At 65.1% G+C, this 20,585-nt stretch carries 19 protein-coding genes and 1 pseudogene; 11 read left to right on the top strand and 9 right to left on the bottom strand.

The window, feature by feature from the left end; translation table 11 throughout:
• Together ACFSQT_RS23140 and ACFSQT_RS23145 are read left to right on the top strand one after the other, a co-directional pair.
• Nucleotides 1-378, top strand: a pseudogene (locus tag ACFSQT_RS23140) (FAD-dependent oxidoreductase); the annotation flags it as partial.
• A gap of 59 nt (nucleotides 379-437) precedes the next feature.
• Complete coding sequence (locus ACFSQT_RS23145; protein ID WP_379022486.1) at nucleotides 438-794, top strand: cupin domain-containing protein; 357 nt, start codon at nucleotides 438-440, stop codon at nucleotides 792-794.
• A 13-nt stretch (nucleotides 795-807) separates the two neighbouring features.
• On the opposite strand, the gene ACFSQT_RS23150 is transcribed toward ACFSQT_RS23145, so the two are convergent.
• The 9 genes from ACFSQT_RS23150 to ACFSQT_RS23190 form a co-directional block, all read right to left on the bottom strand.
• On the bottom strand, nucleotides 808-1,074 hold the full coding sequence (locus tag ACFSQT_RS23150) for a BrnA antitoxin family protein (protein WP_379022488.1): 267 nt from the start codon (nucleotides 1,072-1,074) through the stop codon (nucleotides 808-810).
• A 164-nt stretch (nucleotides 1,075-1,238) separates the two neighbouring features.
• On the bottom strand, nucleotides 1,239-4,109 hold the full coding sequence (locus ACFSQT_RS23155; RefSeq protein WP_379022492.1) for a nitrate reductase: 2,871 nt from the start codon (nucleotides 4,107-4,109) through the stop codon (nucleotides 1,239-1,241).
• A gap of 3 nt (nucleotides 4,110-4,112) precedes the next feature.
• The gene (gene nirD, locus ACFSQT_RS23160; protein ID WP_379022494.1) at nucleotides 4,113-4,442 is read right to left on the bottom strand and encodes a nitrite reductase small subunit NirD; all 330 of its coding nucleotides are present in this window, start codon (nucleotides 4,440-4,442) and stop codon (nucleotides 4,113-4,115) included.
• Between the two features lie 160 nt (nucleotides 4,443-4,602).
• The gene (gene nirB, locus ACFSQT_RS23165) at nucleotides 4,603-7,053 is read right to left on the bottom strand and encodes a nitrite reductase large subunit NirB (RefSeq protein ID WP_379022496.1); all 2,451 of its coding nucleotides are present in this window, start codon (nucleotides 7,051-7,053) and stop codon (nucleotides 4,603-4,605) included.
• A gap of 4 nt (nucleotides 7,054-7,057) precedes the next feature.
• Entirely contained in the window at nucleotides 7,058-7,855 is a 798-nt protein-coding gene (locus ACFSQT_RS23170) for an ABC transporter ATP-binding protein (protein WP_379022498.1), read from the bottom strand.
• Nucleotides 7,856-7,865: 10 nt separating this feature from the next.
• Nucleotides 7,866-8,756 (bottom strand): nitrate ABC transporter permease, encoded by an 891-nt coding sequence (ntrB, locus tag ACFSQT_RS23175; RefSeq protein WP_379022500.1) that lies wholly within the window; start codon nucleotides 8,754-8,756, stop codon nucleotides 7,866-7,868.
• A 103-nt stretch (nucleotides 8,757-8,859) separates the two neighbouring features.
• Nucleotides 8,860-10,188 carry a CmpA/NrtA family ABC transporter substrate-binding protein gene (locus tag ACFSQT_RS23180; RefSeq protein ID WP_379022502.1) on the bottom strand — a complete coding sequence of 443 codons (1,329 nt, stop codon included), beginning with the start codon at nucleotides 10,186-10,188 and terminating at the stop codon, nucleotides 8,860-8,862.
• Between the two features lie 345 nt (nucleotides 10,189-10,533).
• Nucleotides 10,534-11,772 carry a CmpA/NrtA family ABC transporter substrate-binding protein gene (locus tag ACFSQT_RS23185; RefSeq protein ID WP_379022701.1) on the bottom strand — a complete coding sequence of 413 codons (1,239 nt, stop codon included), beginning with the start codon at nucleotides 11,770-11,772 and terminating at the stop codon, nucleotides 10,534-10,536.
• 2 nt (nucleotides 11,773-11,774) lie between these two features.
• Entirely contained in the window at nucleotides 11,775-12,377 is a 603-nt protein-coding gene (locus ACFSQT_RS23190) for an ANTAR domain-containing response regulator (protein ID WP_379022504.1), read from the bottom strand.
• A gap of 595 nt (nucleotides 12,378-12,972) precedes the next feature.
• Between ACFSQT_RS23190 and ACFSQT_RS23195 the strand changes: the two genes are divergently transcribed.
• The 9 genes from ACFSQT_RS23195 to ACFSQT_RS23235 are packed head-to-tail and all read left to right on the top strand — an operon-like array spanning nucleotide 12,973 to nucleotide 20,578.
• Complete coding sequence (locus tag ACFSQT_RS23195; protein WP_379022506.1) at nucleotides 12,973-14,022, top strand: PilN domain-containing protein; 1,050 nt, start codon at nucleotides 12,973-12,975, stop codon at nucleotides 14,020-14,022.
• A gap of 2 nt (nucleotides 14,023-14,024) precedes the next feature.
• Entirely contained in the window at nucleotides 14,025-14,624 is a 600-nt protein-coding gene (gene gspM, locus ACFSQT_RS23200; protein WP_379022508.1) for a type II secretion system protein GspM, read from the top strand.
• The gene (locus tag ACFSQT_RS23205) at nucleotides 14,621-15,211 is read left to right on the top strand and encodes a hypothetical protein (RefSeq protein ID WP_379022510.1); all 591 of its coding nucleotides are present in this window, start codon (nucleotides 14,621-14,623) and stop codon (nucleotides 15,209-15,211) included. The genes gspM and ACFSQT_RS23205 overlap by 4 nt, the downstream gene beginning before the upstream one ends.
• Entirely contained in the window at nucleotides 15,208-16,131 is a 924-nt protein-coding gene (locus ACFSQT_RS23210; protein WP_379022512.1) for a hypothetical protein, read from the top strand. Before ACFSQT_RS23205 ends, ACFSQT_RS23210 begins: the two co-directional genes overlap by 4 nt.
• Nucleotides 16,128-17,795 (top strand): GspE/PulE family protein, encoded by a 1,668-nt coding sequence (locus tag ACFSQT_RS23215; RefSeq protein ID WP_379022514.1) that lies wholly within the window; start codon nucleotides 16,128-16,130, stop codon nucleotides 17,793-17,795. The genes ACFSQT_RS23210 and ACFSQT_RS23215 overlap by 4 nt, the downstream gene beginning before the upstream one ends.
• On the top strand, nucleotides 17,795-19,012 hold the full coding sequence (locus ACFSQT_RS23220) for a type II secretion system F family protein (protein ID WP_379022516.1): 1,218 nt from the start codon (nucleotides 17,795-17,797) through the stop codon (nucleotides 19,010-19,012). The genes ACFSQT_RS23215 and ACFSQT_RS23220 overlap by 1 nt, the downstream gene beginning before the upstream one ends.
• Nucleotides 19,009-19,482 carry a GspH/FimT family pseudopilin gene (locus tag ACFSQT_RS23225; protein WP_379022518.1) on the top strand — a complete coding sequence of 158 codons (474 nt, stop codon included), beginning with the start codon at nucleotides 19,009-19,011 and terminating at the stop codon, nucleotides 19,480-19,482. The genes ACFSQT_RS23220 and ACFSQT_RS23225 overlap by 4 nt, the downstream gene beginning before the upstream one ends.
• The gene (locus ACFSQT_RS23230) at nucleotides 19,479-19,850 is read left to right on the top strand and encodes a PulJ/GspJ family protein (RefSeq protein ID WP_379022520.1); all 372 of its coding nucleotides are present in this window, start codon (nucleotides 19,479-19,481) and stop codon (nucleotides 19,848-19,850) included. The genes ACFSQT_RS23225 and ACFSQT_RS23230 overlap by 4 nt, the downstream gene beginning before the upstream one ends.
• Complete coding sequence (locus ACFSQT_RS23235) at nucleotides 19,847-20,578, top strand: hypothetical protein (protein WP_379022522.1); 732 nt, start codon at nucleotides 19,847-19,849, stop codon at nucleotides 20,576-20,578. Before ACFSQT_RS23230 ends, ACFSQT_RS23235 begins: the two co-directional genes overlap by 4 nt.
• The last annotated feature ends 7 nt before the right edge of the window (nucleotides 20,579-20,585 follow it).

Below are 20,585 nucleotides of genomic sequence, written 5' to 3' on the forward strand. Positions count from 1 at the left end.
CTGCTGCCGCAGACAGCCAAGCTTCGCATCGACCACGCCTGGTGCGGCGTGCTCGGCGTGCCGCGCGACTGGTGCACGACGGCCGGCCTCGACCTTGAGACCGGCATCGGCTGGGCCGGCGGCTATGTCGGGCTCGGCGTATCGAGCTCCAACCTTTCGGGCCGCACGCTGCGCGATCTCATCCTGCGCCGCGACACCGAACTGACCCGCCTGCCCTGGGTCAACCGCCGGGTCAGCAAATGGGAACCGGAACCGATGCGCTGGCTGGGCGTCCACTCGATGTATCAGCTCTATCGCGTCGCCGACGAGCGCGAGGAAGCCGGCCTCCGGCACACGTCGAAACTGGCCGCCATCGCCGACCGCATCACCGGGCATTGAGCCCTGCGGCCCGCACATCGGATCGAAAAGCGCTTTCAGTGCCTGCCCGGAGCCTGCCCATGACCGACTTCCAGACCTTCGCCCATCTCGCCTCGATCCATCTCGGCGAGCCCGAGCCCAAGCCGACCTCGATCAGCGGCAATCAGCTCGAAGCGTCGAAGACACTGTGGACGTCGCCGGACGGGACACTCGAAGTCGGCGTCTGGACGTGCACGCCCGGCCGGTTCACCGCATCGCGCGACGGCAATTCCGAAACCTGCCACATCGTGTCGGGCCGGGTCTCGCTGCATGGTCCCGATGGCCGCAGCAAGGAGGTCGGCCCAGGCGAAGTGCTTGTGTTGCCGAAAGGCTGGAAAGGCGAATGGACGATCCACGAGCCGACGCGCAAGCTTTACATCCTGCACTTCGAGGCGTGAGCCGGCGTAGGCTCTAATCGTCGTCTGGACGATTGGCTCCGGCGGCAAGCGGCTGTCCTTCCACGGCGTGCCGCAATGCGTCGTTGATCCGGTCCTGCCAGCCGGGCCCGTCCGCCTGGAAATGGTCCAGCACGGCTCGATCGATCCTGATCGAAACAAGCTCCCTGACCCCGGGAGCGGCCGAGGGCTCGCGAACCGGAGCAACCGGCTTCTTGACTGGCTTGAAGGCAGCTTCCGCCGCCGTCATTGGATTTGTCGGGCGACGCGGAGGATTTGCCATTGGATGATCCTGACTGAAGACGACTCATGCTCGCCGATGAGGCTGCACGCTTGGCACCAGCATAGCCCAACTGGCGCCATCGCACAGGCCCATTTGACCAGGACCGCCTCGATCTCCGCGCGGTGCGATCCCCGCGCCGCCTTCCCGGCACGCGCTGGCGCTCGTCACTCGGCTGCCTGAAGAATTTGTGCGTCGACGATGACCCGGATCTCGGCACGGCAGGAGCCGCAATTCGTGCCGGCGTGAAGAGCCGCGCCGATGGACTCGACGCTGTTGCAGCCGCCTCGCACCGCTTGCGCGATCTGGTTGGCGCCGACGCCGAAACAGGAGCAGACGATGGCGCCGCGGTCGACCTCGATCCCGCCCGGCCGCCCGGCCACGATCGCCAGCCTGCCGCGCCGGTCGGCATGATCGGCGGTCAATTGTTCCGCCGCCCAGCCGCGCGACACCGCGACCGGGCCGGGCGCGACGAACAAGGCGCCGGACAAATGATCGCCGTCGAAGGCGGCGATGCGATGCTGGCCGGCGTCGCGGTCATGATAGGCGAGGATTTCGGCGCCCGGTGATGTGCCGAACAACGCTCCGGCGAAACCCGTCCAGTCGATGTCGTCATCGGCAAAGGCGAGCTCGACCCGCCAGCCGCCCTTGCATTTGGCCACGGCCCAGTAGCTTGCGGTATCAGGCGCCGGCCTCTGCCACATCACGGCGAAGCCGAAGGCTTTTGCGGCGAATTTCTCGATGCGGGCGGCGACATGTTTCAGCGCCGGCTGGCCCGACACCGGATCGGTCAGCGGCGCGGTCAGCGTATCGAGCCGGCCCTTCGCCGAGAACTGATCCGTCCAGTGCATCGGTGCAAACAGGCTGCCCTGGCGCTGGCGAGCCGTCACCAGCGCGCGCACCAGCACCTCGCCGCGCGGACTGGAAACGCGCACGATGTCGGCGTCGCCAATGCCGAAGCGCTGCGCATCCTCCGGGTGGATTTCGACGAAGGGCTCGGCAATGTGCTGGGACAGCCGCTGGCTTTTGCCGGTTCGCGTCATGGTGTGCCAGTGGTCGCGGATACGGCCGGTGTTGAGGATCAGCGGATAGTCCGGGCTGGTCCGGGTCTCGACGGTGGGGCGAACCGCGATGAAGCGCGCCTTGCGGTCGGGTGTGTAGAAATTGCCATCGGCGAAGAAGCGGATGCTGGGTGAGGCAATTCTCGGCTGAATGCCCATGTCTGGCTGACATCCAGCTTGAGCACCCCCCTCTGGCCTGCCGGCCATCTCCCCCGCAAGGGGGGAGATCGGCGGCTTTGGCGCTGGCGTATCTCTTGCACCGCTGGTGATTGGCGAAGGCCACGACAACAGCTGATCTCCCTCCTTGCGGGGGAGATGGCCGGCAGGCCAGAGGGGGGTGCCTTGGCTCGGTGCCGGCCACTGGAACGGGGCCAATTCCCCATACCCGTCGTCATCGATCCCTGCACAAGCACCAATATCGAAATCCCGCGCGCCGTCATTTTCGAACCCCGACAATGCCGCATGTTCGGCGAATACCTCCGATGGCGACGCATAGGAAAACGCCTCGTCAAAACCCATCCGCTTGCTCACCTCGGCGACGATCTGCCAGTCGGGCCGCGCCTCGCCGGGCAGGTCCAGGAACGCGCGCTGGCGCGAGATGCGGCGCTCCGAATTGGTGACGGTGCCGTCCTTCTCGCCCCAGGCGGCGGCGGGCAGCCGGACATGGGCGTGGCGGACGGTGTCGGTCCTGGCCAGCACGTCCGACACCACGACGAACGGGCAGGCCTTGATCGCCGCTTCGACCGCATCGGCGTCCGGCATCGAATCGACCGGATTGGTGGCCATGATCCACAATGCCTTGATGCGTCCGTCGGCCAAGCCTCGAAACATCTCGACCGCTTTCAGGCCGGGCTTTGCGGCGATGTCAGGCGCATTCCAGAAACGGCGCACGCGCTCGCGATGGTCGGGGTTTTCGATCTCCATATGGGCGGCGAGCATGTTGGCCATGCCGCCGACTTCGCGGCCGCCCATGGCGTTGGGCTGGCCGGTCACCGAAAACGGCCCGGCGCCGGGTCTGCCGATGCGGCCGGTGGCGAGATGGCAGTTGATGATGGCGTTGACCTTGTCGGTGCCCGACGACGACTGGTTCACCCCCTGGCTGTAGACCGTCACGGTTTTCGCGGTCGCTGCGAACAGGCTGTAGAAGCGGCCAAGCTCATCCTCGCCAAGGCCCGTGGCGGCGGCAACGCCGGCAAGGTCGAGCGCGGAGGCAGCGAAAAGCGCTTGCCCGAAACCTGTCGTATGCGCCGTGATGTAGGCGCGATCCAGCGCGTTGTGCTGGCCGAGATAGGCGAGCAGGCCGGTGAACAGAGCGACGTCGCCATCGGGCGCGATCGGCAGGTGCATGTCGGCGATGTCAGCGGTCATCGTGCGGCGCGGGTCGACCAGCACGATCTTCATCTCCGGCCGCTTTTCCCGGGCCGCCGCGATGCGCTGGTAGAGCACGGGATGGCACCAGGCGAGATTGGATCCGACCAGCACGATCAGGTCCGCGAGCTCCAGATCCTCGTATGTGCCCGGTACGGTGTCCGAGCCGAAGGCGCGGCGGTGGCCGGCGACCGAGGAGGCCATGCACAGGCGCGAATTGGTGTCGATGTTGGCCGAGCCGACAAAACCTTTCATCAGCTTGTTGGCGACGTAATAGTCCTCGGTCAGCAACTGGCCCGAGACGTAGAAGGCGACGGCTTCGGGGCCGTGCTCGGCGATGGTTTGCGAGAAGGTCGAGGCGACGAGGTCGAGCGCCTCGCCCCAGGCGGTGCGGCGGCCGTGGATTTCCGGATAAAGCAGCCTGCCGTCGAGATCGATGGTCTCGGCAAGTGCCGAGCCCTTGGAGCAGAGCCGGCCGAAATTGGCCGGATGGTCGGGGTCGCCGCGGACGGACACCTGCCCGTCCGCGGCGACCTTCGCCAGCACGCCGCAGCCCACCCCGCAATAGGGGCAGGTGGTCCTCACCTCGCGCGCTTCGTCAATCTCCATGTCTCAGGCCGCGCGGCTGGCCAGCGCTTCCAGCGCGATGAACAGACGCTCGCCTTCGATCCGCACCGGAATGGTGCGCACCGCGCCCTCGTCGGCGCCGAGTGCCCTGCCCGTCTCCAGCGAAATCACCCAATTGTGCAAGGGGCAGGTCACCGCGGTGCCGTGCACGATGCCCTGGCTGAGCGGCCCGCCTCTGTGCGGGCAATTGTCGTCGATGGCGTAGACCTGATCGTCCTGAGTGCGGAAAACAGCGATTCTTCCCTCAGGCGTAGCGACGCAGCGCGCGCCACGGCGCGGGATGTCGGAGAGGGAGCCTATTGATACCCAGTTCATCATCTATGTCCTCAACATATTTCGTTGCGAGGCGTTCACCGGCCTGGCACCCACCTCCCCTTGATGGGGAGGGTCGGACCGAAGGTCCGGGTGGGGTGCGGCGTAGCACCCCCACCCGCGGCTTCGCCGCGACCTCCCCCATGATGGGGGAGGTAAGTCCCTACTCTGCCGCCTGCGCAAAGCCCACCGAAGCCATCGGCCGGAATTCGTGCTTGTCCTTGCCGGAAACGCGTTCCGACCACGGGTCGACCTGGGCGAATTTCTGGCTGAAGACGAAGCGGTCGAAATAGGCCTTGCGCTTGGCATCGTCATCCATGATCTGGCGCTTGATCTCGGGGATCCCGATGCGCTTGGCCCATTTGTAGATGCGCTCGAGATAGCGGCCCTGTTCGCGATACATCTGCGTCAGCGCCACGATGTGTTCGAGCGCCTCATCCTCGGTCCTGACCAGGCCGAGCACTTCGGTGCCCTTGATGTCGAGGCCGGCGGCGCCGGCGAAATGGATCTCGTAGCCACTGTCGACACAGATCACGCCGACATCCTTGCAGGTCGCCTCGGCGCAGTTCCTGGGGCAACCCGACACCGCCATCTTGACCTTGGCCGGGGTCCACGAGCCCCACATGAATTTCTCGATGCGGATGCCCAGCCCCGTCGAATCCTGCGTGCCGAAGCGGCACCAGTCGGAACCGACGCAGGTCTTCACGGTGCGCAGGCCCTTGGCATAGGCATGGCCGGAGACGAAGCCGGCCTGGCCGAGATCGGCCCACACCGCCGGCAGGTCCTCCTTGCGGATGCCGAGCATGTCGATGCGCTGGCCGCCGGTGACCTTGACCATCGGGATCTCGAACTTGTCGACGACGTCGGCGATGGCGCGTAGTTCGGCGGCATTGGTGACGCCGCCCCACATGCGCGGCACCACCGAATAGGTGCCGTCCTTCTGGATGTTGGCGTGGACGCGCTCGTTGATGAAGCGCGACTGGTAGTCGTCGGCATAGTCGTCCGGCCAGTCGCAGACGAGGTAATAGTTGAGCGCCGGCCGGCATTTGGCGCAGCCGCAGGAAGTCGTCCATTCCAGCTCCTGCATGACGGCGGGAATGGTCTTCAGGCGCTTGGCCATGATCAGCCGGCGCACCTCGTCATGGCCGAGCGTGGTGCAGCCGCACATCGGCTGGACCGCCGCCGGGTTGTATTTGTCGCCGATGGTCAGCACCATCAGCTTCTCGACTAGCCCGGTGCAGGAGCCGCAGGAGGCCGACGCCTTGGTGTGGGCGCGCACGTCGTCGAGCGAGGTCAGCCCCTTGGCCGTGATCGCGCCCGTGATCTTTCCCTTGCAAACGCCGTTGCAGCCGCAGATTTCCGCATCATCCGGCAAGGCTGCAACGGCCGCCATAGGGTCCAGCGGGGCACCCCCCTGGTAGGACTGGCCGAAGATGAGCGTGTCGCGCATTTCGGAAATGTCGGTCTGCTTTTTCTTGAGGTCGTTGAACCAGGCGCCGTCCGCCGTCTCGCCATAGAGCACGGTGCCGATAATGCGGTCGTCCTTCAGCACCAGGCGCTTGTAGACGCCGGCCGCCGCATCGCGCAGCACGATCTCCTGGCGGTCTTCGCCTTCGGCGAAGTCGCCGAGCGAGAACAGGTCGATGCCGGTGACCTTGAGCTTGGTCGGCGTGTCCATGTGCACGAACGCCGCCTTCTCGTTGCCGGCCAGCTGGTGGGCGGCAACGCGCGCCATCTCGTAGAGCGGTGCGACCAGCCCGTAGACCTGGCCGTTGACCTCGGCGCATTCGCCGAGCGCGTAGATGTCGGGATCGTTGCTGCGCATGCCGGCGTCGACGACGATGCCGCGATTGACGGCAATGCCGGCCTCTTTCGCCAGCGCCGAATTCGGCCTGATGCCGACCGCCATGACCACCAGCGTCGCCGGAATGACGGTGCCGTCGGCCAGTTCCACCTGACCGACCTTGCCGTTGCCGGTGATCGCCTTTGTGTTGGCCTTGGTGATGACCTTGATGCCGCGCTGCTCGACGGCGCGCTGCAGGAGATAGCCGGCGGCCGGATCGAGCTGGCGCTCCATCAATGTCGGCATGACATGCAGCACGGTGACATCCATGCCTTGCGCGTTGAGGCCGGCGGCGGCCTCCAGCCCGAGCAGGCCGCCGCCGATGACCACGGCCTTGGCCCGCGACTGGGCGGCGAGCATCATCGCCTGGACATCGTCGAGGTCGCGATAGGTCAGCACGCCCGGCAGATCATGGCCGGGCACCGGAATGATGAACGGCACCGAGCCGGTGGCGATGACAAGCTTGTCGTAGGGCTCGGTGACGCCATGGTCGGAGGTGACGGTCTTCGCCGCCCGGTCGATGGCGATGATCTTGTGGCCCTTGTAGAGGGTGATGTTGTTGGCGATGTACCAGCCGTCGCCATGGATGATGATTTCCTCATAGGCCTTTTCGCCGGACAGCACCGGCGACAGCATGATGCGGTCGTAATTGACCCGCGGCTCGGCGTTGAAGATGGTGACGGTGTAACGGCCGGGCGCCTGTTCCAGCAGGTGCTCCAGCATCCGCCCGGGAGCCATGCCGTTGCCGATGATGACGAGTTTTTCGCTCATGTTGCTACTCCGCGGCTTCGACGAAGCGGTGGCGTTCGTAGAGGAACTTCAGCACCGCCTCGCGGCAGCGCAGGAAGGTGCGGTCGGACGAGAGTTCGACGCGCCGGCGTGGGCGCGCCAGCGGCACCGCAAGCACCTCGCCGATGGTCGCCGCCGGACCGTTGGTCATCATGACGATGCGGTCGGAGAGCAGCACCGCCTCGTCGACATCGTGGGTGATCATGATCGTCGTCGAGCCGAGCCGCGAATGGATGTCCATCACCGCATCCTGCAGATGGGCGCGCGTCAGCGCGTCGAGCGCGCCGAACGGCTCGTCGAGCAGCAGGATCTTCGGCTCCATAGCCAGCGCCCGGGCGATGCCGACGCGCTGCTTCATGCCGCCCGAGATTTCCGCCGGGCGCTTGTCCCTGGCATGCGCCATTTGCACGAGGTCGAGATTGCGCATGATCCAGTCATGCCGCTCGGCCTTGCTTTTGCTGCGGCCAAAGACTTTCGACACCGCCAGATTGATGTTTTCGTAGACGGTCAGCCACGGCAGCAGGCTGTGGTTCTGGAACACCACGGCGCGTTCGGGTCCAGGGCTGTCGACCTCCTTGTCCTCGAGCAGCACGGCGCCGGCGGACACCTTGGTCAGGCCGGCGATCAAATTGAGCAAGGTCGACTTGCCGCAGCCGGAATGGCCGATGATGGAGACGAATTCGCCCTTGTCGATGGTCAGCCGGATGTCTTTCAGCACGTCGCTGACCTGATTGCCACGGGCAAAGGATTTGTCGATATGGTCGAGCTTCAGATAGGCCGTCATCGCCCTCTCCTCACTTTGCCGTTGTGCCGCGGGTGACGAAGGCGCCGACCGCCGCGACCAGGCGGTCGAGGCAGAAGCCGGTGACCCCGATATAGGCGAGCGCGACGATGATGTCGGGCAGCCGCGACGAATTCCACGCGTCCCAGATGAAGAAGCCGATACCGACGCCGCCGGTCAGCATTTCGGCGGCGACGATGGCGAGCCAGGACAGGCCGATGCCGATCCTCAAGCCGGTGAAGATGTAGGGTGCTGCGGCCGGCACCATGATCTTGACGAAGAACTCGAACTGGTTGAGCCGCAGGATGCGGGCGACGTTTCGGTAGTCCTCGGGGATGTTGCGCACGCCGACGGCGGTGTTGATGATGATCGGCCAGATCGAGGTGATGAAGATGACGAACAGCGCCGACGGGCTGGAATCGCGGAATGCCGCCAGCGACAGCGGCAGCCAGGCCAGCGGCGGCACGGTGCGCAGAATCTGGAACACCGGGTCGAGGCCGCGCATTGCCCAGATCGACTGGCCGACCAGCGCGCCGAGCGCCACGCCGACGATCGCCGCCAGGCCAAAGCCGATGGCGACCCGCTGCAGCGAGATCAGCACCCGCCAGGCGAGCCCGATATCCTGCGGGCCATTGTTGAAGAACGGGTGCGCGATCAGGTCGTAGGCCTCGTTCCACACCTGGCTCGGCGGCGGCAGGCTGGCGGTCGGCGACGAGCAGGCGATCTGCCAGACGACCAGCATGAGGGCGATGACGATGGCCGGCGGCACCAGCGCGCTGGCCAGCCTGCCGGCGATCGCCATCGCATCGAAGCGGCGCCGCGCCTTGGCGGTGAAGGCGATGACCTCCGCTGGCTTGGCGGGGAACGCTTTCACCGTTGTGTCCTCGATTGTCTGGATCGACATGTCTGGGAAAAACTCCTTGTGGGCAGGTCCTTCGAGCGGCAACGCCGCAAGGGGCGCCGTTGCGCTGGTGGCGACAAACGACGCAATGCGCCGCTTGCGCCGGCTATGCCGATGCCTTGATCTTCAGGCTGTCGAGATAGGCGGACGGGTTGGCCGGATCGAAGATCTTGCCGTCAAAGAAGGTCTCGACGCCGCGCGACGAGGACGCCGGAATGTCGGCTGCCGCGACGCCGAGGTCCTTGGCCGCCTCGCGCCACAGATCCTCGCGGTTGACCTGATCGACCAGCGCCTTGATGTCGGTGGTCGGCGCGAACTTGCCCCAACGGACGTTCTCGGCGAGGAACCACGAGTCATGGCTCTTGAACGGATAGGACACACCGCCGTTCCAGAATCTCATGTAGAGATCGGTGCCGGTGGCGACGCGGCCGTTGCCGTAGTTGATGTCGCCCTTGAGGCGGCCGATGATGTCGCCGACGGGCACGTTCATCCATTGCCGCTTGCCGATGATGGCGGCCATCTCGTCCTTGTTCTCCTTGGCCTCGCACCATTGCTGGGCTTCCATGACGGCCATCAGGATCGCCTTGGTGGCGTTCGGGTATTTGTCGATGAACTCGGCGCGCAAGCCGAGCGCCTTTTCCGGATGCCCCTTCCACAATTCACCGGTGGTGGCGGCGGTGAAGCCGACGCCCTGGTGGACGAGTTGCTCGTTCCACGGCTCGCCGACGCAGAACACGTCCATGTTGCCGACCTTCATGTTGGCAACCATCTGCGGCGGCGGCACGACGATGGTCGAGACATCCTTGTCGGGATCGATGCCGCCGGCGGCCAGCCAGTAGCGCAGCCACAAATCATGGGTGCCGCCCGGGAAGGTCATGGCGGCCTTGACCTCCTTGCCGGCAGCCTTCTTGGCGGCGAAGGCATCCTTCAGCTTCGAGGCGTCGAGGCCGACACCAGTTCCGGCATATTCCTGGGCGACCGAAATCCCCTGGCAGTCGTAGTTGAGCCGCGCCACGATCGCCATCGGCATCGGCTGGTTGTTCTGCGTCACCTTGCCGGTGTGCATCAGGTAGGGCAGCGGCGTCAGGATATGGGCGCCGTCGATGCCGTTGGCGGCACCACCGAGCATCAGATTGTCGCGCGTCGCGCCCCAGGAAGCCTGCTTGAGCACCTCGACATCGGGCATGCCGAACTTCTCGAACAGCCCCTTCTCCTTGGCGATCATCAGCGGCGCCGCATCGGTCAGCGCGATGAAGCCGAGCTTGGCGCCGGTGACTTCCGGTGCGGTCGTGGCCGCGTAAGCGCCGGAGGGGAAGAGCTTGCGGGCCGCCATGAACAGCCCCGCCGTCATCGCACTGCTGACAAGAAAATCGCGGCGCGTCACATCCCTGGGCGATGTTCCAGTTCCGATCCATGTCTTCATCGTTTTCTTCATCGTGGTCTCCGGTTGAACGCGGTCCGCGCCGTCGATTGTTGGGCCAAAACAAAAAAGCCGCCGGCCAGGCCCTCGCGTCCGAAAATCCGGATCACGTCTTGACCTGAGCGGCAGCTTTGCCTGTAGCGCCCGCCATTGGACGCCTGTTCCGTGACCCGCTAAGGGCCTGGCTGTTTCAAAGCAGGAACCGTGCCAGTTCGGAATGAAAGCAAAAACATCAATGAAATCAGTCGTGAGGGCCGTTCACTGGCGCACCGGTAGACAGAGCGGGCAGGCCAAAGATTGTTCATTGGTGCAATCGCGCGCACAATTTTTGTGCAATGCACAAGAATGGCGCAGAAATGATCAGGCTTCCGCGCGGACCGATTTCTGGCCGGCGATGTAGGCGTCGATCTCATCGGGATCGAAGATCTGGCCGTCGAAGAAACCATCGGGGCCAAGCACCAGGCCGGCCCCGGTCGCGCCGACCGCGGTGGCCACACGAAGCGCGCCCTCGACCTTCGAATTGGCCCCGGGAAGTGCGACGCCAAGCGGCTTCAGCGCCGAACGGTAGAGGTCGGGCCGGTAGCAGTCGCGGGCTATCGTGAGATTTTCCGGCGTGTGTTCGACATGTCCCCAGCGCACCATCTGCGTGTAGAACCACAGCGCATGGCTCTTCCAGGGAAAGTTCGCCGCCTTGTCGAAGGGCAGGAAGAAGTCCTCGATATCTAGCTCCGCCCCGCCGCCCAATTGGAGATGGCCGGTCAGGATCGGCATCTGGACCGCAGGCGGCAGGCCGAGGAAGCCGGGCTGCGCCATCACTGCGGCCAATTCGCCATGGTTGGCCGGATCCTGGCACCAGCGCGCCGAGTGATGCAGCGCGCGCAGCAGCGCCGCCAACGCGTCGGGGGACTGTTCGGCCCAGGCCTTGCGCACGCCGATCACCTTCTCCGGGCTGTTGCGCCACAACAGCGCCTTGACGGTGACGATATGGCCGGTGCCGGCGGCGACCGAGGCGCTGTTCCAGGGTTCGCCGACGCAGTAGCCGTCGATCCGCCCAGTGGCCAGCGCGTCGGCCATGAAGGGCGGCGGCACGATGACGATCTCGATCTCGCGCGTCGGATCGATGCCGCAGGCGGCAAGCCAGTAGCGCAGTTCGTAATTGTGCCCGGAATGCGGATGCACCACGGCGAAGCGCAGCGGGTCGCGGCCGGCAGCGGCGCGCTCGCGGATGAGCGCGCCAAGGGCCGCACCGGCGCGCGCCGGATCGAGATCGGGCTCTGCGCCATGCGCCACTATCCCGGCCCAGACGGCATTGGAAATGGTGACGCAATTGCCGCCGAGACCGAGAGAGAACGGCACGATGGTCTCTGAAGCAAGCGGCGTCAGTCCGAGATTGCAGGCGAGCGGCATCGGTCCCAGCATATGCGCGAGATGGAAATGGCCGATGGCGATGCGGTCGCGGATGTTGGCCCAGGACGTCTCGCGGTGCAGCGTGAGGTCGATGCCTTCGCGCGCGGCGAAGCCAAGCTCGCCGGCCGCGACCAGCACGGCGCTGTCGAACAGCGGCATGAAGCCGGCGGTGATCTGGTGCTCGGCGCCCATCTTCATTCGTCCTCCGCCGGTCCCAGCAGCCCGGCGGCGGTCACCAGGCTCTGGGCGATATCGCCGATCTTGCGGTTCTGGTTCATCGCCGTCTTGCGCAGCAGCGTGTAGGCCGCCTCTTCGCTCAGGCCGCGCGACTTCATCAGGATGCCCTTGGCGCGGTCGATCACCTTGCGGCTTTCGAGCTCGCTGCGGGCCTCTTCCAGTTCGCGCGCCATGCGCGAAAATGCGTTGAAGCGGCTGACCGCCATGTCGAGGATCGGCTTGACGCGCTCCTGCCGCAGGCCGTCGACGACATAGGCCGAAACGCCGGCATCGACCGCTGCCTCGATCGATGCCTGGTCTGAACGGTCGACGAACATGGCGATCGGCCGCTTCACCGCGCGCGACAGCTGGAACATGTTTTCCAGCATGTCGCGGTTCGGATTTTCGAGATCGATGACGATGACGTCGGGCTCGATCTCGGCGATGCGCCGCGCAATGCCGGTCACGTCATGGATGACGGTGACCCGCTCATGGCCGGCCTCGCGCAACCCCGCCTCGATGATCGCGGCGCGGATGCGGTTTTCATCGATCACCAGGACGGCGAGTGCGGTTCGGACCATGCCTGCATTGTCACCAAGCGAAGCAATTGTGCAATGCGGTATGATCCGACAATCCCGACATTCGCTGATCTCTGCAATCCGATGGCGACGGGCGACTATCTCGCCAGCGTTCATTCCTTGGAGTTCGCGGCCTGTGCCCGCACGCTCGGAAGCTGGCTGTGATAGACTGGCTCGCCCGGCGGCAGCCTGGCCAATATTTGAAGCGCTCAAAGAAGATTCAAACGAATGGATAAGACGATTAAAAGTTCGGTCAGAAAATAAGAAATAAATCAATACCAGTTCTCACCATTAATCTGTGAGCCAATTGAATTAGAGGGTTACAGAAAACCTGGGTATTACGGTGACAGTGCACTTTTTTCCGTGTCCTTCCGGTCGCGGGAATTACGGTGACAGTGCACTTTTTACTCGTTCGCCCGACCGTCACAGCGTGTAGATTAACTGCATGGCACGCCTTCCCTGGCACCCACCCCAAAACAAAAGCTGTGGCTAACCGCCCTCCCTCGCCTTCGCGAATATCCGCATCACATCGGCAATTGTAGTAGTCTCGCACCGAAAACCTCGGCTGAGAATCAGCGGGAGTGGCGGGCGGCTGACTGTGGCGACACTCAACGCGCAGGTTCTGGATTTTTTCGACTGGTGGCTCGATGAGCTGCGAGGGGTCTGGTCGCGGGTCGCGCCCAGACAAAAGCGATCTTCCACAGGCGACTGGATCGTCAGCTTGGCCGATGACGGCATTCGCGCCCGCGAGGCCAACGCGCCAGAATTCCAGTCGATCCCGTTGGCACTCGCCGCCTCTTCGGACGAAATTCTCGCACTTCTCCAGGGTGGGTCTCGGCGCAAGCGGCCGACCTTCGATATCGTGATCCAGCCCGGCCTGTTCCTGACCCGGCAACTGGCGGCGCGGCGGCTGCCGCTTCGGCAAGCGCGCGACATGGCCGAGCTCGACCTTCTGGCCTCGACGCCGATCGACCCGGCGCAGGTGCATGTCGTCTTCGCCAGGCAGGTCGGGCAGGACTGCTTCTACTATGTCGTCAAGGCGAAGACGCTTGCCGCGGTGCTTGACACGGTCCGCCGGGCCGGCGGGTCGGTCCGGTGCCTGTCGCTTGCGCAACCGGACAGCACCCTGCGGGCCGATCCGCTCAGCCTCGCCGCCATCTGGCCACCGACCGCGCGCGACCGGCGCGCCAGAACCGTCTGGGTGACGGCCTGTTCGGTGCTCGCCGCGGCAGCGCTGGTCACCTTCGCTCATGCGCATTGGCGCACCTGGCAGGCCGGCGCGGAACTGGATGCGCAGATCGCCGACGCACAGGTGCTGGCCAAGGCGGCACGCACCTCGCTGCAGAAGCGCCAGACCGGCATCGAGCAAATCGAAAAGATCCGCACGGAAAAGAAAACGACGGCGTCGCTGGTGCGCGTCTGGGCCGAACTGACGCACCTGCTTCCCGACTCGGCCTGGCTGACCGATCTTTCGGCCAAGGGCGACGACCTGACCATCACAGGCTTTTCCGCCTCCGCCGCGGAGCTGATCAAGCCGATCGACGATTCGCCGCTGTTTTCGGCACCCGAATTCGCCTCGCCCGTGGTCAGGGTTCCCGGCCAGGACGGCGAACACTTCACCATTTCGGCAAAGATCGGGGCGCTCTGACCGTGCTCTCCGCCATCCTTAACACCAGCCCGCTGGTCCGCCGCCTGATCGCGCTCGCGCTGGCGGCGGTGACGGCCTGTGTCCTGGCATGGGGGGTGTTCGCGGCGCTCGACAGCGTCGCCTCGGCGCAAGCCGGGATCGAGGAAAAGCGCGAGCTTCTCGGCCAGTTGCAGAGCGTGGCGGCGCTGGCGAAGCGCCTCGACAGCGCCACCAGCCCGGTGGCTGCGGCAAATCCCGAGTTTCTCACCGGCGAGAGCGAGGCGATCATTCGCGGTGGGCTGCAGACCCGCCTGAACGCGATTGCCACCGCCAACGGGGTCAACGTGCTGTCGGCCGGCAATGCGCCGGTGCTCAGCGAGGCGGGCGTCGATTTCATCGGGCTGCGGGCCAATCTTTCAGGGCCGCTGGAGGGCATTCACAACGCCGTTCTCGCCATCGAGACGTCGCTGCCGGTGTTGTTCATTCGCGAGGCCACCTTGCGCACGACCGATGTCGGACCGGTCGCCGGGCGGAGCGGCGACCCAGAGATCTTTGCCGAGATCCTGTTTTACGGCCCAATGCAGACGCCGGTGGCGCCGGCGCCAGGTGGGGTCAAGCCATGACCCGGAAATTCGCCGGCCTGGCCGTTGCGGGTCTGATCGCGGGCCTCGTCCTGGTCAATGTCGCGCTCTACGACACGCCGGTCGACATCTCGCCGGTCGCCTCCGGCAAGGGGCACGACGGCAGCCTGGCCTCGGCGGCGGGATCGCTGCAGTTTCCCGAGGCCGGCAATTTCAGCGAGACGTTCGAGCGTCCGCTGTTCACGCCGACGCGCCGGAAATTCGTGGCCCCGCCGGCCGGGCCACCGCCGGTTCAGGTCGTCGCGGCCGCAGTCGAACAACCGCCGGCGCCGGCACCGCCCGAGGCTGCACCCGCCGCCGCCCCATCGCTTCTGGGCATCAGCATTCACGGCGGAGAGGCGAAGGCGCTGCTACGCGTCGCCGGCAAGGATGCCGCGATCTGGTATGGCAGCGGCGAGACGATCGACGGCTGGACAGTTTCTTCGATCGACAAGGATCAGGCCGTGCTGGAGCGGGATGGCAAGGTGGCGCGCATCCCGCTCTATCCGCCGTGGAAGAATGCCCCGCCACCCGCAAATACCCCCTCACCCGCAAATGCCCCACCACCCCCGAACGAACCGCAATTATGAGCGACCGCACATCTCATGAAGGCACAAGCGCAGGGGACGAAAGCGCGGGCAGCGGCTTTTCGCTGGTCGCCGTGCTGGTGTTCATACTGATTGTCTCCGCGATCGTCGTTCCCTTCGCCGTGACGGCAAAAACGCGGCTGATGATCGCCAACAACGAGGTCGAACAGGAACGCCTGTCGCTGCTTGCCGAAGGCCTGGGCAATGTGGTTGCGAGCGAATTGACCGGTGGCTCGGGGACGAAAAAAATACCGCTGGATTCCACGCCGGCAGCGTGCCGGGCGGGAAATCTCAGCTTCGACATACGCGTCCAGGATCATGACGGGCTGATCGATCTCAATGCCGCGGACGACCAATTGCTGGCGCTTGGTTTCGCATCGCTAGGCTTCGAGCGGCCGACGGCGCAAGCTCTGGCCAAGGCCGCGATCCGGTTTCGTGACAGTGACAAGCTGTTCGCTGGCCAGCCACAGTCCAGAAGCCCTGTCGGGCCGCCCGAAGACAAGCAGGCGCCGTTCGAATCGGTGTCCGAACTGCAGGAGTTTTCGGCACTGGCGTCGACGCCCCTGCAGGCCCTCCATGCCGTTTTCACGGTCAACTCGAAACGCGGCACGATCAGTGCCGATCGTGCGCCGAACCGTCTTCGCGCAGCCCTTGCCGGCGGCAGCAGCGCGTCGGTCACTGAAGCGGCGGCCGATGCGTCGGCCTACACGGTCGACGTGGTGGTGAGACGGGACGAATCCGGGATCGCAGGCGAAGCCGGGTTCATCATCGAGAGGTCTCCGGTCAGTCCCACTACATTCCAGCGCCTCTCCCGAAGCCCGGTCACCGCGGCCACCGCATTGCCGCGAGCCGCAGCCACCACCGGCTGCGAGGTGCTTTTCGGCGCCGAAGCGGCGCAGATCCTGCGCGGGTGGAGCTCATGAACGCTTCTTCGCAGACCCTTGGCCAGAACCGGGGCCAGACCCAGGGGATCGAAGCGTTTCTTGCCTTTCTCGAGGGCGAGAAGGTGTTGACCGCACATGCGGCCCAGCGCGCTCTGGGGGCGTCGCGAACATCGGGACATCCGTTCGATACGGTGATGACCGAACTCGGGCTGATCGGCGAGCAGGAGCTTGCCAACAGCCTCAGCCGCTACCTGGACGCGCCGATGCCGGTCGAGATTCCCGAACAGGTCAGCCCCGAAATGCTGGCAGGCGTGCCGCTGGCCTATCTGCGTGAAAACGCGATCCTGCCGCTGCAGATGGATGCCGAGCGGCTGGTGGTCGCCGTGGCCGATCCCTTCTCGTCGGCAACCATCGACGCGCTCGCCTTTCACTATGAGCGGACACTGGCGCTGCGCATATTGCCCAGGCGCATGATTGGCGAATGCATCGACCGCATCGAGCAATCGGCTATGGCGGCCGTCTCAAACGGCGGCAACGGCGGCGAGACCGTCGATTTCGGCCCCGACGACCTCGAGCGGCTGAAGGATTTCGCCCGTGAGGCGCCGATCGTTCGTTTCGTCGCCGAGACCATCCACAAGGCGGTCGATGCGAGAGCCACCGACATTCACATCGAGCCGCTCGAGGATCACGTCCGCATCCGCTTCAGGCATGACGGCATGCTGTCCACCGTCGACACCGCATCGATTGCGATGCTGTCCGGCATCTCCACCCGCATCAAGATCCTGTCGCGGCTCAACATTGCCGAACGGCGCCTGCCGCAGGACGGCCGCATGCGCATTGCCGTGCGCGGCCGTGACGTCGACCTGCGCGTCTCGGTCATTCCGTCCATTCACGGCGAAGCCATCGTGCTTCGCATTCTCGACCGCGTCGGCGTCGAATTGAAGTTGGAGAAACTGGGTTTCGATGGTGCCGCGCAAGCGAAGATCCGCAACATGTCGCAGTCCGCCAATGGCATCGTGCTGATCACCGGGCCGACCGGAAGCGGCAAGACGACGACGCTCTATTCGATCCTCGCCGAGCGTTCGCGCCCGGATGTCAAGATTTTCACCGTCGAGGACCCGGTCGAATACCGCATGGCCGGCATCACCCAGCTGCAGGTCAATCCAGCGATCGACCTCGACTTTGCCGCCGCCCTGCGTTCGATCCTGCGGCAGGATCCCGACATCATCCTGCTCGGTGAAATTCGCGATCGTGAGACGGCGCAGGTCGCCGTCCAGGCGGCCCTGACCGGCCATCTGGTGTTTTCGACACTCCACACCAACAGTGCCGCCGGCGCCCTGACCCGCCTTCGCGATATGGGCATCGACGGCTATCTGCTCGGCGCAACGATCAGAGGGGTCATCGCACAGAGGCTGTTGCGCCGTGTCTGCCCGACCTGCGGCGGTGCGGACCAAACCGTTCCGGCCTGCCGCACCTGCAATGGCTCGGGCTACAGCGGGCGCACGGTGACCTACGAAATGCTGCAGGTGTCACCGCGCATCGCCGAGTTGATCGACCAGGGTGCCGGTGAAATGGAGATCGGGAAAATTGCGGCCGAGGACGACCTCGTGCCGATGTCGGTCCACGCAACCGCGCTTGCCCGGTCGCAGGTCACCACGATGGACGAAGTCCGGCGTGTCATCGATCTCGCAGGAGATGGCTGATGCCGGCCTTCGCCTATCGCGCCTACCTCGTCGACGGCAGCACGGAAACCGGCGTTCTCGATGCGTCGACCAAGCAGGACGCCGCCCGCAAACTGGCGCAGCAGGGCCGCCGTTCCTATCATCTTGCCCTTGTGAACGGCGAAAGGCAGACGCTTCGCCTGCCGGGGCGCAGCGCGCTGACATTTACCCGAAAGGTCGATCTCAGCCGCCTGTTTTCCGAGCTTTCGGTGCTTCTGAACGCCGGTTTCACCGTCGACCGTGCCTTGAACGCGGTTATCTCGGGCGAAGCCAACCGTCAGCGGCGCCAACAGCTGCAGTCGGTGCTCGATCTCACGACAGGCGGCCGGCCGATCGCCGAAGCCTTTGCCGGCCTGCCGGGCATCACCTCCGACGTTGCCGCCTTGCTCGCCAGCGGCGAGCGCAGCGGCAAGATGGCCTATATATGCCAGCGGCTGGCGGATACGTTCGAGGCAACGGCCAAGCGCCGTGCGGCAATCGTCGAGGCCCTGGCCTATCCGGCTTTCCTGCTGCTGGTCATGAGCGGCGCGCTGGTCATCCTGGCGACGGTTCTGGTGCCGGCACTGGAACCGATCTTCGAAGGCTCATCCGCCCCCAAGCCGTTCACCATAACGATGCTTTCGGCGTTCGGCACGGTGTTCAGGGACTACCCGTTCGTTTTCCCGCTGGCGGCGGTGATCGGCCTGCTTTGCTATCTTTTGCTGTCGCGGTCCACCGGCGCCAGAAAACAGTTTTCGCATTGGCTGTTGAAGATCCCGCTGATCGGCGCGCTGGTCAGGGACGCCGTGGTCGCGCGCTACCTGGAGACGCTTGCGCTGCTGCTCGGCAATGGCGTGGCGATGACCGAAGCGCTTGGCCTGGCCGCCAACGTTTCGAGGCAGAGTTCACTGGCGGCAAGCTTTGCCACGATCGAAGAAACCGTCGCCAACGGCGCCCGGCTGCATGGCGCGATCGTCAAGGCTGGGATTTTCGACCACGCGACGATGTCGCTGGTCTCGCTCGGCGAAGAGGCGAATGCACTTCCGGTGGTGCTGGATCGCGCCGCGAAGATGCTTCAGCTGACGCTGACGCGGCGGATCGACACGGTGCTGAAGCTGCTGACGCCGGCGCTGACGATTTCGCTCGGTTTTCTCGTCGGCAGCCTGGTCATTTCGGTGATGACCACGATCCTCAGCATCAACGATCTGGCGCTGCAATGACCGCAGCGCCGGGAACCAGCGCGCCGGCGAATGCTGCGGCCGGATTTACACTGGTCGAAATGCTGGTCGTGCTGGCGATCATGGCCCTCGTCGCGGCGATCGCCGCGCCGGGGCTCGTCAGCAACTATCGCACCAAGAACCTGGAGACGCTGGCCGGCGAGATCACCATGCGCCTGCGCCTGTCGCGCACATCGGCAATCGCCACCGCCAGGCCGAAGCAGGTCGTTGTCGATCTCGGCACCCGCACCATCCGCTTTGGCGAGCGGGACATCGTCGCCCTGCCGGACGATGTCAAAATGACCGTGGTCACCGGCCAGGAGACCGTGGTCGCCGGCCGGCAGACGGTCCTGACCTTCCTTCCCGATGGCAGCGCTTCAGGCATGGACATCTCCCTGCAACGAAACGGTCGGGCCACGCGCATCGCGGTCAACTGGCTGACCGGGCTTCCAACCTGGCGCGCGCTGCCATGACGGGGGCATCGTCGCAGCCCTCCCCCGAAGACGGATTTTCGATCCTGGAGATGATCGTCGCCATGACCATCCTGGCGCTTGTGCTGGGCATCGCCAGCCAGTCGATCGTGCTGGCGAGCCGCAGCATCGCCGCGGCCAAGCGCCAGGCCGAAGCCGCCCGGACCGTGCGTGTGATGCTGGCCGACTACGAAGCCCAAGTCCAACCCATGGCGCAAACCGCGACGCAACCCGGCTGGACCCTAAAGACCCGCACGATAGACGTGGCAAAGGCGAAGGTCACCGCTGTTGTCATCGAGAAGACGGGGGGAGCGTTTCCTGGCGGACCGTTTCTGACCTTCGTGCCCGTACGGGACCCGGCCGTTCCATGAGCGGCCTGTCCTTCCGCACTCATTGCAAGGTCCGCGCCGGCAGGCCGCAGGAATGTCTTTCAGGCGCCCGTCCGCCAGGCCGCAAATCGTCGCCGGGACCATCGGCGTCGGTTGAGGGATTTGCGCTCATCGACGTCCTGGTCGGGCTGGCGCTGATCGGCGTGATCACATCGCTGATGATGGTCTTCCTCGGCCAGGCCCGAACGATGGTGCGCATCGAAAAGGCAACCGAGTTCCAGATGGAGGTCGATGCCGCATCGCGGTTCCTCGAAACGGCGATCAGCCACGCCGAGCCGTTGCCATTGTCCAAATCGTCGCCGGACCAGGTGCTTTATCTCAACGGCGACAGCGCCCAGATTGAGTTCAACGCCGTCCAGGCGATCGGTTTCAAATCCTCGGCGCTGCGCGAAATTGCTGTTTCGCTTGGCGATGGTGGCCAGGCCGGAGGTGCGCTCGGCATTGTCCAGAGAACGCGCCGCGGCAGCGAACCCGGCGTGTCGACGCAGAGCGAACCGGTGCGGCTGATCAGCGGTGTGAGCGCAGTGAGATTCGAATATCTCGACAATGCGGCGGCCGCCTCACTGTGGTCGCCAAGCTGGACCGCAGCGCGACGCCTGCCCGCCGCCGTGCGGTTCACCATCTCGGTGCTGCGCGATGGTGCCGCCTATTCGTCAAGAGGTTTTGCACGCCTCGATCTGGCAAATCCCCAGCTGCCACGCGCGAACTGAACGCCTC

The organism is Mesorhizobium calcicola, from assembly GCF_042682105.1.
GTDB classification, from domain to species: Bacteria; Pseudomonadota; Alphaproteobacteria; order Rhizobiales; family Rhizobiaceae; genus Mesorhizobium; species Mesorhizobium calcicola.

Bases quoted from the DNA above. Each gene is read 5' to 3' on its own strand.
- ACFSQT_RS23145 (WP_379022486.1), top strand. From the start codon at position 438: ATGACCGACTTCCAGACCTTCGCCCATCTCGCCTCGATCCATCTCGGC.
- ACFSQT_RS23150 (WP_379022488.1), bottom strand. From the start codon at position 1,074: ATGGCAAATCCTCCGCGTCGCCCGACAAATCCAATGACGGCGGCGGAA.
- ACFSQT_RS23155 (WP_379022492.1), bottom strand. From the start codon at position 4,109: ATGGAGATTGACGAAGCGCGCGAGGTGAGGACCACCTGCCCCTATTGC.
- nirD (WP_379022494.1), bottom strand. From the start codon at position 4,442: ATGAACTGGGTATCAATAGGCTCCCTCTCCGACATCCCGCGCCGTGGC.
- nirB (WP_379022496.1), bottom strand. From the start codon at position 7,053: ATGAGCGAAAAACTCGTCATCATCGGCAACGGCATGGCTCCCGGGCGG.
- ACFSQT_RS23170 (WP_379022498.1), bottom strand. From the start codon at position 7,855: ATGACGGCCTATCTGAAGCTCGACCATATCGACAAATCCTTTGCCCGT.
- ntrB (WP_379022500.1), bottom strand. From the start codon at position 8,756: ATGTCGATCCAGACAATCGAGGACACAACGGTGAAAGCGTTCCCCGCC.
- ACFSQT_RS23180 (WP_379022502.1), bottom strand. From the start codon at position 10,188: ATGAAGAAAACGATGAAGACATGGATCGGAACTGGAACATCGCCCAGG.
- ACFSQT_RS23185 (WP_379022701.1), bottom strand. From the start codon at position 11,772: ATGGGCGCCGAGCACCAGATCACCGCCGGCTTCATGCCGCTGTTCGAC.
- ACFSQT_RS23190 (WP_379022504.1), bottom strand. From the start codon at position 12,377: ATGGTCCGAACCGCACTCGCCGTCCTGGTGATCGATGAAAACCGCATC.
- ACFSQT_RS23205 (WP_379022510.1), top strand. From the start codon at position 14,621: ATGACCCGGAAATTCGCCGGCCTGGCCGTTGCGGGTCTGATCGCGGGC.
- ACFSQT_RS23210 (WP_379022512.1), top strand. From the start codon at position 15,208: ATGAGCGACCGCACATCTCATGAAGGCACAAGCGCAGGGGACGAAAGC.
- ACFSQT_RS23215 (WP_379022514.1), top strand. From the start codon at position 16,128: ATGAACGCTTCTTCGCAGACCCTTGGCCAGAACCGGGGCCAGACCCAG.
- ACFSQT_RS23220 (WP_379022516.1), top strand. From the start codon at position 17,795: ATGCCGGCCTTCGCCTATCGCGCCTACCTCGTCGACGGCAGCACGGAA.
- ACFSQT_RS23225 (WP_379022518.1), top strand. From the start codon at position 19,009: ATGACCGCAGCGCCGGGAACCAGCGCGCCGGCGAATGCTGCGGCCGGA.
- ACFSQT_RS23230 (WP_379022520.1), top strand. From the start codon at position 19,479: ATGACGGGGGCATCGTCGCAGCCCTCCCCCGAAGACGGATTTTCGATC.
- ACFSQT_RS23235 (WP_379022522.1), top strand. From the start codon at position 19,847: ATGAGCGGCCTGTCCTTCCGCACTCATTGCAAGGTCCGCGCCGGCAGG.